Below are 13,132 nucleotides of genomic sequence, written 5' to 3' on the forward strand. Positions count from 1 at the left end.
ATCGAGTCCGATTATATCTAATCAAAGGCGGATAGCCTAGTCTTGTACGTAATGCAAGTATTCGGCCACAACTTTTGCCGCTCGCTTTTCCCAAGACTTTCCGACTGGTCTCAATGTCACGCGTCGCATACCATCACCCGTTAATTCATCTGATTCCGTTAATAGATTGTCGGTTACAGATCTATCGATATCAATTTCCAGACGGTTATCTGCGAGAACAGAAGCCATCATTGATCCCCATTCAATGAGAATTACAGTATTGTCATCGGGATCTTCAAGTACTTCATCAAGTCCTAATGATTCCAATTCATCTAGTAGACGATTTGCCGCATTATGCGCGTATTGCTGCGATTGTTCATTGGCATTCATCGCCTCATACATGACATCATCATTGTCTGAGCCAGGTAATCGATATGCATCAACATGGATTAAATGTGCGTGAGTTCCGTTGCTAAATTGTCCCTGCAATTCTCTTGCAATCGTGAAAGTTGGCGAAACCACAGGCTCTTTAATCTGCAAGCCAATTCCGACCCCTTGTGTGAATGTCGTTTTGCCAGCACCTAACGGTCCGGATAAGACAATCACATCACCGCCATGCATAGCTTCTGCTACATAATGACCCAAGACATGCATTAATTGAGATGTCGGAACATCTACACTAAATTCTTGTGTCACGAATTCATCCCTTCGACTGTCACTTTCCCGTGAGAAGCGATACATTCAAGAGTTTTTTCTAATGCGTACAATGGGTCATTTCCCGATTTTTTGCACTGCTCATCTGCCCACGCACACATCTGTATGCCATGAGCCAGCCCTTGAGATGTCCATCCACGCAGATTCTTTTTAGCTTTGTTATAAACCCATGAATTTTTAAAGTTTGCTTCACTTTGGCTGACTTGACCAGATTCGACTGCTGCAACTTTTGCGATTGACCGTAAATTAGAAGCGAGCGCGCCGATAATTGCAATTGGTGCCATACCTTGGACTACAGCATTTCGCATATCAACAATTGCGCCTGTTAAGTCTCCAGCCATAGCTTTATCTGAGACATTAAAACCAGTTACCTGCGGATTACTCACCATATAGAGCGAAACCGTATGCTCTGTTATAGGATTCTCGTCAAAATCCGAGCATAATTGATTACACATTGCAGCTATCTCACCAGTACGTCCTGATAGTACTCCGATTAGTAACGCGATGGCATCAGGAGTCATAAACCGACCGTATCGCTCGCACTCACCCGTAATGAATGATCTATAGTCTCGCTCGGTCTTAAGCTGAGGAACATTGATTACATTTGCCCCTGATTTCTTGAGACGATTAACATGTCCCATACCTTTTTGACCTGGACTTTTACGACAAATGACGACAGAATCTCCTTCAACGCGTTTTTTATGCTCCGTGGCAAACGCATCTATAGCATCAGAAAGTTTGTCTGAGCTATTTTCCAAATTATCAAGATAAACTATCGCGCCATCGGAGAGCAATGAAGGACTGACGGATTCTATGAAATCATATTCACTCGTCGTAGATGCATCGAGGTCGATACGCTCCATATTAGGCAGTTCTACGCTTATATCATGAAGAAGTTTGCGAGAAGTTTGAAGGTTGAGATATTCATCTCCCCCATTAATTACGTATACTGCGCTCAATGCCATGTCTCTAATTTCCTTGTCAGCGTGGACAACTTACTATCATACTCGAGCTCCCCCATTATTTAGAATGCGTTCAATTCCTAATGTATCTTTCCACATCTGCGACCAGTATTGAATCCACCGCTGCTTCACCGGAATTCTATAGCTCTTTTCAAAGGCAGATTTCTTGGATTTTTGAGAGATGACCCATGCGATAATTAATGCAACAAGTCCAATACAGCAATAAACTCCTAACAGTTGTTCCGCAGTGCATGTCACTTGAGCGAATGGAAGCCTTTGAATAATAAAACATACCTGAGTGATTACTTCAGTTGCTTTACCCGCAATCCATGCACAAGCTAATCCAGCTTCTGGAATAATCCATGATATGGAAAGTGCACACAAACCACATACTGTCGCTATATCCATCGGAATTGCCACGACCATATTGCTTATTACTGCATATATCGGAATGGATGGCATTATGCCGACAGAAATGGGTAAAGTTGCACAATTAGCACTTATAGTAACTGCACATGGCAAAGCAAGCTTACGCGGCATTACATGCATTAAGTAGTCAGCTAGTGGTTTTGTGCATACTAGTATTCCAAATACTGCTGCACATGATAAAGAGAATCCAATACTGACCGCATAAGAGGGATCAAATAGTAGAAGAATAATAATTGCTGTACATAACGAAGCACACCCTTGTATACGTCGTCCCACCGCCGTATATCCAGCAGTAACAAATCCCATAGCAAATGCACGTACTGTGGAATCCGATGGATACATCATGGCAAATACTGCGCAATTAGCGCACAGTACTCCTATTGAACGAATCCATCTATACACTCTCCATCTTTTAAGAATCCATGTCACGGCAGAAATCGCTAAGGCAAAATGCCCACCTGACACAGCGAGTACATGAATAATTCCCGCTATTCGAAACGCATCCTTAACTTTCTTTGCTTCCATTCGTAACGAGGTCGATCTGTTGCTCGATCCATCCTGATCCATGTCATCAATAAGGTACGCGTCACTTCCTAATACGCCTATTGTTATACCGGGAACCAAAATAGCAGCTTGCACATCAAGCTTAGATGTTTGTGCCAAAAACTGTGCTTGTATGAAATTAATTGTATTATCTATCCCCGATGCATCCCGTATCAGTCTCACACTATCTAAGGACTCGTTAGCAAAATTTCCTTTTGAAGAAGTATGCAGAGTAGTCTTGCCAATTTGAAGCATCCATTTTTCGCGAATATATTCGCTCTTTTTCAATTGACCGGAAACTTCGTACAGGGCTCCACGTTTAAGATTGCATTGTGCAGTAGATCGACCATATATACGCATCAACATACTGCTCGCCTGTCGTACACCATCTTTATGGATCGATAGAGCTCGCGATTGGACACTGCACTTAAAACCCCGCACATGCGTTGTCATTACTGGGGAGTTTATTTTTACAACTGCTGAGATATCGTATGAATTCACGGAACTAAACTCTGATTGGACATCTGCATTGTATCTTAGCCAATCAAGATCACAGCGAACGATTACGCACATCACTATGCACACACAAAGTAGCACGTATGTACGCACGTATACGAAGGAATTGAATACATTATGGACCACGGTATGTGCAGACAATCCTGCTGTTAATGAGAAACTCTTATACGCCCTTTTGCCTCGGGATTTAGTGATTATCATACTCAGCACTGCAAGTCCAGTAAGTATAAGTGCACATGCGATGAGAAGCATGCGATACACAAAGATCCTTCGTGTAGCAACGAGATCGCACATGAGATAAGCGGCGACTGACCATGAAAGGATAACTGGTATGACAAGTCTAAAATCATGTCTACTATATCCGAACATGATTTTTCATCTTTTCAAATTTTTTGACGCCTATCCCCGATACTGATAATAAATCTTCAATCGAGGTGAAGCGACCATTGACAATACGATAATCAATTATTCGTCGGGCTAAAGTTGGACCGACTCCAGGAATTTCTTGAAGTTCCTCAAGAGAAGCAGAGTTAATATTAATGCCCACACCTGGCGATGCCTGCTGTTGTGATACGGATGGCGCTTGGTCTGAGACCTCATTTCTAGATGAGGAAAGTTCCTGAGGAGAGGAAGAATAGATACCAGTCGAGCCTGAATTTAAGTTCTGGCTAGAATTTGACGCTTGAGTTTCTTGCTGCCCATCATTTTTAGTTTTTTTATCGGATGATTGACCTGTATGCTCCTTATTTCCGGTGGATTTTTTATCCTGCTTGCCAGGAAAAGGGCTCGCTTCTGTATGAAGAGATTCACTCGATAAACTTGCACTGGCTATATTAATACTTTGAATTGTCAGTAGGGTTATCACTACGGCTAGGGCACATATCAATACTAAAATTGTACCTGCACTATACTGTGGGTTACCTAATACGCGTGGTAAAAGCGAAAGAAAAGCAAAGTCATTCTTCGAAGATGTCTTTTTGTCTTGATTTCTTCTATGCTTTCCATCGCTCACAGTATCTAGTGTGCGAGATTTACAGTGAAAAGAATTATTCTCACTGAACACACTGTGGTCAAAATCTTTATGTGCTGGCGATATCTCTGCAAATGGACTCTCCCGACTATCCTGAGCAGTTACTTCACTGAGTGATTTTAAATGTGTCGATGATACTGTACGCATACAGCTATTGTCGGTCGGAAAGATTCAGCTATTCAAGCTTAAAAATAAATGTGAACGAATGTGGAGAAACCCGAATACGAATAACCGCTTTCTACAAATCATTCAGCAGTAGCACTCGTAATGTCACAATATACAAAAGTGTTTGCTCTTCGTCTGCATAACTGCAACATACGAAGAGCAAACACTCTGAACAGTTTTAGGATGATTGGCTCAGAAGAAATAGTATTCTATTTCGCTGCTATCCACATCCTTCAATGATTCCGATATTATTCCGCTCTTATTCCCCAGGAACAATAGATACAATTCGTGGAGCTTTAACGATAACTTTACGAGGTGCTACACCGCCAAGACGCTCGACGATGGCAGGCAAAGCCAAAGCTTGAGCTTCAAGATCTTCAGCACTAATGTCAGGGCTAACTTCGAGTTTTCCGCGAACCTTGCCTTTGATCTGAACAACAGCGGTTACGGTATCGTTTCCAACGAAACGCTCATCTGCTTGTGGCCACTGTGCGTGAGCAATAGACTTCTCATGTCCTAGCTTATTCCACAGCTCTTCACAAATGTGTGGAGCTATAGGAGCGAGCATCAAAATCAGTGGCTCAATTGCCTTTCGAGGAGCTGCATCGAACGACGTCAAGTGATTGTTAAGTACAATCAAGCGAGAAATCGTCGTATTTGGACGCATATTTTCCATTTCCTCAGTAACTTCCGCAATGGTGTTATTGAGGAGCTTAGCAGTCTTGTCGTCAAGTTCATCTTCGCTTACGATGACTTCGCCGGTGTTTTCGTCGATAACATTTCGCCATAGACGCTGTAGGAATCTTTGCGAACCGATGACATTGCGTACGTTCCATGGGCGAGACTCATCAAGAGGCCCCATGCTCATTTCATAAAGACGGAAGGTATCTGCACCGTATTCATCGTACATATCATCAGGTGTAATGATATTCTTAAGGCTCTTACCCATCTTTCCGAATTCACGGTTAACCTTCTGACCGTTCCATTCATAGGTAATTTCCCCGTTATCACCAGGAACTTCTTCTACTTCTGCAGCTGGAACATACTGTCCGCGCTCGTCAGTGTATGCGTATGCCTGAATATAGCCTTGGTTAAAGAGCTTATGGAATGGTTCTGGAGTGCTAACAATACCAAGATCAAAGAGTACTTTATGCCAGAAACGTGAATACAGCAAGTGCAAAACTGCATGTTCGACACCGCCAACGTACAAATCAACGCCACCAGACTTACCAACAGTGTCATTGTGATTAGCACCGAGCCAATAGTTGAACTCTTCTGGATTTACCATCTCATTTGGATTTTGTGGATCGGTATAGCGCATGTAGTACCAGCACGAACCTGCCCATTGCGGCATGGTATTAGTATCGCGACGATACTCCTGTGGACCATTTCCATCGCCCAAATCGAGAGTAACATTAACCCATTCTTCGTTACGACTCAGTGGAGCTTCTGGTTCAGTGTTGCTATCCATCGGATCGTATGTACGAGGGCTATAGTCTGGTACATCAGGAAGATTAAGAGGAAGCATACTATCTGGGATAGTATGTGCAACGCCATTCTTATCATAAACGATTGGGAATGGCTCACCCCAGTAACGCTGACGACTAAAGAGCCAATCACGAAGGCGATAAGAAGTGGTGCCCTTTCCGACACCCTGCTCTTCGAGCCATGCGATTGCTGCTTGTGTCGCAGCATCTACTTCCATTCCGTCTAAGTTCAAATCAACTGAACCTACGTGAGTCGATGTGACATGCGAATTTATAACACGACCTTCATGAGAAGTGTATGCTTTCTGACCTTCATAATCATCAGCAAGTGTTTCTCCTGAAGCAGCGTCTGGCTCTACGGTATAAATTACCGGAAGTTCGAATGCCTGAGCAAAATCGTAATCTCGCTGATCACCTCCCGGAACTGCCATAATTGCGCCGGTTCCATAGCTCATCAGCACATAATCCGAAACAAATACAGGAATCTGAGCACCTGTAATCGGATTAATCGCATATAGACCCGAGAAGAAACCTGTCTTTGCGCCGTTATCATTAACGCGGTCCATGGCAGTCTTCGCCATTGCTTGGCGGCGGTATTCTACAACTGCCTCAGCTAAGTTTTCGTAACCTCCACGCCACACTTGTGGAATGTCAGCCGACCAATTTGCTGGTACATGATCAAGCAATGGATGATCAACCGCAACAACCGCAAAGGTGGTACCAAAGAGAGTATCGGCACGAGTTGTATAGACTTCGAGATCCTGATTTCCAGAACCATCAGAAGTTGGCACTTCAAAATGAACTGATGCACCGTGCGACTCACCAATCCAATTTCGCTGCATCGACTTGACTTTATCCGGCCAGTCGATTGTATCTAAGTCTTCGATTAAGCGATGACCATACTTGGTAATGCGCATAGACCACTGGGATAATTCACGCTGGAATACAGGATAGTTCCCTCGCTCTGAACGTCCGTCCGCGGTAACTTCCTCATTAGCCAGAACTGTTCCCAATCCAGGGCACCAATTAACTGGAGATTTAGAAATGTATGCTAAGCGGAATTCGTTGAGCACATCATCTTGCTGCTTTGGTTCCAGGTCGTCCCACGATACGTCATCGAAACCAGGAATAGCCATGGCCCCAGAACGGAACTTTTCTATAAGCTCCGAAATTGGCCGTGCACTTCCCTTCCCTCCGTCTGCACGTACAAATTCTTCGTCATACCACGAGTTAAAAATGCGAGTGAAAATCCACTGGGTCCAGTGAACATATCCTGGCTCAATAGTTGCAAAAGAACGACGACTATCATGCCCCAAGCCCATACGGTGAAGCTGACGTCGCATATTTGCGATATTTTCTTCCGTAGTAATGCGAGGATGCTGTCCTGTCTGAACTGCGAACTGCTCAGCTGGTAATCCGAATGCATCGTAACCCAAAGTATGAAGAACATTTTCGCCCTTCATACGGTGGAAGCGAGCAACCACGTCGGTCGCGATATATCCTAATGGATGACCCACATGAAGTCCTCGTCCAGATGGGTATGGGAACATATCCATGACAAAATAAGGCTTACGATCTCCTGCTAGATTTCCTTCACCATCTGTCATCGTACCTTCTACGTTCGCTGCCCAGAAGGTGCCTTCCTTATCCCACTTTTCTTGCCAATGTTCCTCAATTTTTTGAGCCAGTTGCGCGTTATAACGCCATGCTGGTTCTGAAGTTGCAAATTGTTCCATGATTATCTCGCTTTCAGGAGAATGAGCCCTCAAACTAATCAAATTTTCACAGCCCATATGGACTTTAACACCCAAAAATAGCCTTATTGTTCATCAGGTGGTTGTTTAATCGCAGGAGCTTTAAGATTTTTAATTTGTGCGTGTGCGGATGAATTTTTGATATTGGATATAAACCGATTCCAACGACCGTCCTGTACGATTTTTGCGAGCAAAGTCTGAATCTTCGCATATAAACGCACATCCCCTGATGGAACTGCTACACCGTACGATATGTCCAGCTCGTCATTATCAGAGAGGTTCAATGCAAAGTTTTGCCCACTTGCTCGACGTTGGAGTTGCTCCAGAACTAATGAATCTCCTACCACCGCATCTACTGTCGTGGTGGCAAGTGCAGACATGCATTCGCTATACGTCTGCTGTATGAAGACCTGATTTGCACCACTCATGAGTGTGCTCACATCGTTTGCAGTAAGCTTATCAGAATTCTCCCCTGCAACCGAACACACATTTTTATTCGCTAAATCATCAATGCTACGAAGTTTAGTCGCATTTTGTGATCTTACTAAAATTCCCAAAGGAGCCGAAACATACGGGCCAGAAAATTCAACGTTATGCGTTTTAGATGACACTTGAGAATACTGTGAAACGCCTACAACCATATCGATATCGCTTGATTGAAAGAGTTGGTCTTGAGTTTGGTCAGTTACTTCTACCCATTCAATTTGCGCGGCAGAATAGCCTAAATCATACGCTATAGCCTGAGCAATCTGTGCATTAAAGCCGGAGACAGAACCATTTTGGAAAAGACTTAAACCAGGACGATCAAAAGCAATGCCAATTTTTATCGTTGGCCCCACAACATCACTAGACTCGATATTACTCGTTGTCACGGCGCAAGCACTGAGACTAGAAAGCGCTACGATACTCATAACACCAGCACATGTAATTCGCACTCGTTGCACTATGTCTTTCCAGAACATATTTTTCATTTCTCGTACACTATTTATTTGGCTTAATTAAAACGGTTAGAACGAGTAAAAATCCATGCAGCTAATCCAGATAAAGCCACAGAGACGATAATTGCTATCCAGAATCCCCCATGTGTACGCAACAACGGCATTTCATCGAAATTCATACCGTACAAAGAGAAAATCATAGTTGGAATAGCCATAACGAGCGAAATAATCGTGAATGTCTTCATCACATTATTCACGTTATTAGACACAATCGTGCCAAAAGCATCAGTCATTCCCTGCAAAACGGACTGATAAATGCTTGCCATCTCAATAGCCTGCTTATTTTCTGTAATAACGTCTTCCAACAAATCAGCATCATCCTCGTAATAACGGAAGCGCTGCAAATTCGTCAGTTTTTCCAGCACGACTTCATTAGATTTCAAAGAAGTCGTGAAGTAAACCAAAGACTTAGATAGCTCCATAAGTAAGAGAATCTCACGGTTTGCAGTCGAGCTTTGCAAACGATTTTCGAGTTTATCGCTTTCACGATCAATAATGCGCAGATAACGCAAATACATGGAAGCGTTACGATACAAAACTTGCAAGATAAAGCGTGAACGCATAAAAGTATTAAAACCGCGAATTGAACCATCCATAAATGGCTGCAAAAGCATAGAATCTTCCATGCAAACAGTAACAATCAAATCATCCGTCACAATAATTGACAATGGGATGGTCTCGTACCAATCGCGTCCGCCACGCTCTTCGACGGTAGGAATATCCACGATAACCATTGTGTAACCGTCTTCAACATCCACACGCGAGCGCTCTTCATCATCCAAAGGAGCACGCAAATCAGCAAGATCAATCTTGCATGTATCCGCAATCTCAGCAAGCTCAGAGTCTGAAGGGTTAGTTAAATTGACCCATGCACCACGTTCGGGTTTCGCTATCTGCTCGGTTCGTCCGTTTACAGTGCTAAATACACGCATCATAACTCATCACCCCTATTCATACTCGTAGCTCTTACGCTGCTCTAATATTTCTATCTCTGCTCGGCATATCTGGTGCATCTATTTTTCAGCAAACTAATTCTTGTGCTGTCTACCTCTGTGATGCATCAAACTTCGCCTATATAACTTTACGCTAAAGTGCCGAATTTCGGTAGAATGTGAGGTGTTGTGAGCCGTTCGCAATATGCCCCATGAAAGTATCCAATCCTCCAAGCTCATCCTCTACTCTATGAGCAAATTCTTTTCGAATAATTTTTCATCACTGGACTAGACCACTATTATATATATCAACATATTTTATGGAGGTTTCTATGGAATATATCAAGCTAAACAGCGGATATGAAATGCCAATTCTTGGTTTCGGCACGTATCAAATTCCACCATCAGACACTAAGCGCTCAGTAGAAAATGCAATTGAAGTTGGGTATCGTCATATCGACACCGCTCAGGTCTATCGCAATGAGGAAGGCGTAGGAAGAGCTGTAGAGGAAAGCAACATTCCTCGCGAAGAATTCTTTATCACAAGTAAGGTGCAAACTGACGGATATGACGAAACAATGCGTGGGCTTGAAGAGTCATTTAGAAAATTACGCACTGATTATGTGGATTTGTTTATCATTCATTGGCCTATGACGGATAGCCTCGGATCGTATCGCGCGTTGGAACAGTTTGTAAAGGATGAACGTATTCGCTCGATTGGTCTGTCGAATTTCAATCATCTTCTTACTCAAGAAATCATTGATAATGCAGAAATTAAGCCTGTAATCAATCAGATTGAAACGCATATGCGCTGGCAGCAGCAAAAGATGCACGCATATTTGACTAGCCAAGATATTGTTCATGAGTCTTGGTCACCGCTTGGACAAGGTCAAGGCGGTATTTTGACTGACCCAGCTATTGCGCGCGTTGCAGAAAAGTACGGCAAATCGGTTCCTCAAACTATCTTGCGCTATTTAATTCAAGAAAATATCGTGGTCATTCCAAAGGCTTCCTCGAAAGAACATGCTTTGAGCAATTTTGAAGTCTTCGATTTCTCTCTCAGCGATGAGGATAGAGATGAACTTCGCGGACTTGACCAGAGAACCGGTTTAGGACATTGGCCAGCATCTATGGAAATTGAGAAGGATTATTAAGTAAACTCGCATTTGCTAACAAGCTGCTTGTGAAGGCTGAGCCTTAATGTCAAGGAACACCTCAGCCTTCAAATTTCTATGTTTATTTCTAGCTATTTGCTGAACACTAAGAATTATTTCCACCAATATAAAAATAACCAGCCCTGGACTCAATATATTGAATACTGAGCGGAACTGGTCTTAGTGAGAAGAACTTATCAAATTATCTTGGACAATTCTTCACTACACCATTCGTCATACATTGCAAAAAAAGGAAATGCTAGACACTCGGATGGCACAGAGTCTGCTCAATCTCAGAGTTCCTCTGCTCTATATGCATAGTACCCTTCATAGTAATAGCTCGTGTCCAAACCCTTCATATAGGTCTCGCTATCATCAATTTTATCTGTTAAAGCTTTTTTCAATACATGCTTAATCTCCGTATCGCGTATCGGACTGCGTTCCATAGCAAGTAGGTAGTCTTCCCTATCTACGGCATTCCAATCAATGACTAAACCAACTTCTTTCTTGAGAAGCTGATTGAGCCAAATACGCATGCTCCTGCCATTTCCTTCACGAAACGGATGAGCTACATTCATCTCAACATATTTTTCGATAATCTCATCAAAGTTTGTTTGTGGCATAGAGTCAATGTGTGTGAGGGCAGCTTCGAGATACATAACAGGAGCAAAGCGAAAGCCACCTTTGGCAATATTCACAGTTCTTACCTGACCAGCAAATTCATAAATATCTTCAAATAGATATCTATGGATTTCCTGAAGGGTATCGAAAGTTCCAGGTTCGAATTTATCCAAGATTTTCTCTTCAAAGAGCTTAATCGCCTTGCGCTTACTCAGTTTTTCTTCTTCACGCGCAAGCTGAGATGAATCTTGAATATTCATCTTGTTTTCAAGAACCACGGCACCTCCTAGCAACACTACCATTCTATCAAATTAAAGGTAGTAACAGAAAGAGCCATCTGGTTTTACCCAGACAGCTCTTATAATTTGTGGAGCTAACGGGATTCGAACCCGTGACCCCCTGCATGCCATGCAGATGCGCTACCAGCTGCGCCATAGCCCCAAAAACATTTCTACTGTACACGAGAAGTGTGCGTTGCGCAAACGTGTCGGTCTGTGTACGATTCATACTTCATACTATGTCTCGCATAGCTGCACAGTAGCCTTACACAGCAAATTCTATAGTTACAGCTGCGGATTATCCCAATCTTGCGTATATGCCGCAGTTGGCCCGTGCGCGTAATCAATCAAACGATATCGTTCAGTTCCATCTGGCATATCGAAAAGCATGAGCCTGGTCCAAAATGCGTTACGCATGCTTACGAGATCAGCGAAATCATTATGGAATTCACTCCACCCCATAAGCGTCTGAACAGTTTGATTAATCCAAGCTCCATGTGAAAACACAAAAAGTTCTGTATCAGAGTTAACTGTATGAGCCCAATCATCTACAGCTTGTGCACCGCGAAGACCGACGTCAGCTTTTGGCTCAGCACCATGGCTAAGCTCGCCATCACCGAAATTTCGCCAACTTTCAAAATCTTCAGGCCAGCGTTGCTGCATCTCGGTAACAGGCATACCCTCGAGCTCACCAAAATTACGCTCCTGCACACGTTCATCCACATGTACTGTCAGCCCCAATTCATCAGCAAACGCGTGCGCTGTTTCTTGTGCACGCCCGAGCGTAGATGCGACAACAAGTGGCTTTTCATCGCTTTCACGGACATATAGTCTTCTCAATTCTTCAGCAGTTTGACGAATTTGCCAGCGACCCACTTCATCAAGCGGAATGTCGATTTGACCCTGCAAACGATGCTGCGCATTGTACTGTGTGCGTCCATGCCGCACTAATGTTATATAACGCGCATGATTTGCTTCACCTTGAGTACTTGCAGTAATGTCGTTGAGCGGTTGTGCCATAAAATTAACCTCAATTGGAACGCAACGTCTATTTCAGAGTTAATGTTTAATCGACATATTTAGTAGGCGAAGTTATCGTCGTCTTCTTCGCTGTCGTTATTAGCATCTTCATCATTACGCTGTGGAAGCCCTAAATCAATACGTGGGCATTCTTTCCACAAACGTTCCAAATCATAGAAATCACGCGAATCCTGATCCATGACGTGGACAACGATATCACCAAAATCGAGAAGAACCCATTGCCCTTCTTCGAGGCCTTCACGTTCGCGTGGATTCATCGAATGCTGAAGGTGCAATTGCTTTTCAATTTCCTCTGCAATGGACAAAACGTGTCGTGGCGATGAACCTGTCGCTATCAAAAAGACATCAGTTAGCCCCAAAGGTTCGGATACATCGAAGGCAACGATATCGTCACCCTTCATCTCGTCAGCTGCAAGTGCTGCTGTGCGAGCCATTTCAATTGATTCTTTAAAAGCTGCCACTTTTATCCTTAATACTTTAATTCTTAAAAACTTTTCTGATTATCTACGATGCATCGTATGACATCGCA

General features: G+C 43.2%; 11 protein-coding genes and 1 tRNA gene. 1 reads left to right on the forward strand and 11 read right to left on the reverse strand.

Translation table 11 applies throughout. The features are described 5' to 3' along the window. Positions 1-36 precede the first annotated feature (36 nt). The 7 genes from tsaE to EJ419_RS07880 all read right to left on the reverse strand — a co-directional run bounded on the left by tsaE (position 37) and on the right by EJ419_RS07880 (position 9,512). The gene (gene tsaE / locus EJ419_RS07850; RefSeq protein ID WP_131285470.1) at positions 37-633 is read right to left on the reverse strand and encodes a tRNA (adenosine(37)-N6)-threonylcarbamoyltransferase complex ATPase subunit type 1 TsaE; all 597 of its coding nucleotides are present in this window, start codon (positions 631-633) and stop codon (positions 37-39) included. A gap of 38 nt (positions 634-671) precedes the next feature. Beyond that, positions 672-1,658, reverse strand: coding sequence for a DNA polymerase III subunit delta (gene holA / locus EJ419_RS07855; protein WP_240680381.1), 987 nt, complete (start codon positions 1,656-1,658; stop codon positions 672-674). A 36-nt stretch (positions 1,659-1,694) separates the two neighbouring features. Further along, the gene (locus tag EJ419_RS07860) at positions 1,695-2,993 is read right to left on the reverse strand and encodes a ComEC/Rec2 family competence protein (RefSeq protein WP_165496279.1); all 1,299 of its coding nucleotides are present in this window, start codon (positions 2,991-2,993) and stop codon (positions 1,695-1,697) included. Positions 2,994-3,498: 505 nt separating this feature from the next. Then, positions 3,499-4,320, reverse strand: a complete 822-nt coding sequence (locus EJ419_RS07865) for a ComEA family DNA-binding protein (protein WP_131285314.1) — start codon at positions 4,318-4,320, stop codon at positions 3,499-3,501. 277 nt (positions 4,321-4,597) lie between these two features. After that, positions 4,598-7,561 carry a leucine--tRNA ligase gene (gene leuS, locus EJ419_RS07870; RefSeq protein ID WP_131285316.1) on the reverse strand — a complete coding sequence of 988 codons (2,964 nt, stop codon included), beginning with the start codon at positions 7,559-7,561 and terminating at the stop codon, positions 4,598-4,600. A gap of 83 nt (positions 7,562-7,644) precedes the next feature. Next, complete coding sequence (locus tag EJ419_RS07875; RefSeq protein ID WP_131285318.1) at positions 7,645-8,550, reverse strand: transporter substrate-binding domain-containing protein; 906 nt, start codon at positions 8,548-8,550, stop codon at positions 7,645-7,647. 23 nt (positions 8,551-8,573) lie between these two features. Further along, positions 8,574-9,512 carry a magnesium transporter CorA family protein gene (locus EJ419_RS07880; RefSeq protein ID WP_131285320.1) on the reverse strand — a complete coding sequence of 313 codons (939 nt, stop codon included), beginning with the start codon at positions 9,510-9,512 and terminating at the stop codon, positions 8,574-8,576. 329 nt (positions 9,513-9,841) lie between these two features. Here EJ419_RS07880 and EJ419_RS07885 point away from each other — a divergent pair, with 329 nt between their 5' ends. Further along, positions 9,842-10,663, forward strand: coding sequence for an aldo/keto reductase (locus tag EJ419_RS07885; protein ID WP_131285322.1), 822 nt, complete (start codon positions 9,842-9,844; stop codon positions 10,661-10,663). A gap of 293 nt (positions 10,664-10,956) precedes the next feature. Here the strand turns inward: EJ419_RS07885 and fic are convergent, their stop codons facing one another. From fic to rsfS, 4 genes are all read right to left on the reverse strand, one after another. Further along, positions 10,957-11,562, reverse strand: coding sequence for a protein adenylyltransferase Fic (gene fic / locus EJ419_RS07890; protein WP_131285324.1), 606 nt, complete (start codon positions 11,560-11,562; stop codon positions 10,957-10,959). 90 nt (positions 11,563-11,652) lie between these two features. Continuing rightward, positions 11,653-11,725, reverse strand: a tRNA-Ala gene (locus tag EJ419_RS07895). Between the two features lie 122 nt (positions 11,726-11,847). Continuing rightward, the gene (locus EJ419_RS07900) at positions 11,848-12,582 is read right to left on the reverse strand and encodes a histidine phosphatase family protein (protein WP_131285326.1); all 735 of its coding nucleotides are present in this window, start codon (positions 12,580-12,582) and stop codon (positions 11,848-11,850) included. 59 nt (positions 12,583-12,641) lie between these two features. After that, positions 12,642-13,064: a ribosome silencing factor gene (gene rsfS / locus EJ419_RS07905; protein ID WP_131285328.1), complete on the reverse strand. Its 423-nt coding sequence runs from the start codon at positions 13,062-13,064 to the stop codon at positions 12,642-12,644. Positions 13,065-13,132: the final 68 nt, after the last annotated feature.

Source organism: Alloscardovia theropitheci, assembly GCF_004332295.1.
GTDB classification, from domain to species: Bacteria; Actinomycetota; Actinomycetes; order Actinomycetales; family Bifidobacteriaceae; genus Alloscardovia; species Alloscardovia theropitheci.

Excerpts from the sequence above, each read along its gene's own strand:
- tsaE (WP_131285470.1), bottom strand. The coding sequence starts at position 633 with ATGCATGTCTTGGGTCATTATGTAGCAGAAGCTATGCATGGCGGTGAT.
- holA (WP_240680381.1), bottom strand. The coding sequence starts at position 1,658 with ATGGCATTGAGCGCAGTATACGTAATTAATGGGGGAGATGAATATCTC.
- EJ419_RS07860 (WP_165496279.1), bottom strand. The coding sequence starts at position 2,993 with ATGTTGATGCGTATATATGGTCGATCTACTGCACAATGCAATCTTAAA.
- EJ419_RS07865 (WP_131285314.1), bottom strand. The coding sequence starts at position 4,320 with ATGCGTACAGTATCATCGACACATTTAAAATCACTCAGTGAAGTAACT.
- leuS (WP_131285316.1), bottom strand. The coding sequence starts at position 7,561 with ATGGAACAATTTGCAACTTCAGAACCAGCATGGCGTTATAACGCGCAA.
- EJ419_RS07875 (WP_131285318.1), bottom strand. The coding sequence starts at position 8,550 with ATGAAAAATATGTTCTGGAAAGACATAGTGCAACGAGTGCGAATTACA.
- EJ419_RS07880 (WP_131285320.1), bottom strand. The coding sequence starts at position 9,512 with ATGATGCGTGTATTTAGCACTGTAAACGGACGAACCGAGCAGATAGCG.
- EJ419_RS07885 (WP_131285322.1), top strand. The coding sequence starts at position 9,842 with ATGGAATATATCAAGCTAAACAGCGGATATGAAATGCCAATTCTTGGT.
- EJ419_RS07900 (WP_131285326.1), bottom strand. The coding sequence starts at position 12,582 with ATGGCACAACCGCTCAACGACATTACTGCAAGTACTCAAGGTGAAGCA.